This is a genomic window from Neisseria sp. P0008.S010 (assembly GCF_051962715.1).
GTDB lineage: Bacteria > Pseudomonadota > Gammaproteobacteria > Burkholderiales > Neisseriaceae > Neisseria > Neisseria elongata.
Genome location: NZ_JBQCVA010000451.1, coordinates 1 through 232, shown reverse-complemented (window position 1 = coordinate 232; position 232 = coordinate 1). Strand labels below are relative to the sequence as shown.

Genomic DNA, 232 nt, shown 5'->3' with positions numbered 1-232 from the left:
CTATGAAAGTCAGGAGTGAAATCCCAGGGCTCAACCCTGGAATTGCTTTTGAAACTCCATAGCTAGAATCCGGTAGAGGTCAGGAGAATTCCTAGTGTAGAGGTGAAATTCGCAGATATTAGGAGGAATACCAGTGGCGTAGGCGCCTGACTGGGCCGGTATTGACGCTCAGGCACGAAAGCGTGGGGATCAAACAGGATTAGATACCCGAGTAGTCCTGTCTCTTATACAC

The 232-nt window shown here is 49.1% G+C and carries 1 rRNA gene; it reads left to right on the top strand.

Annotated features, from left to right (window positions below):
* Nucleotides 1–232 (top strand): 16S ribosomal RNA (locus ACTHSL_RS14300); the annotation flags it as partial.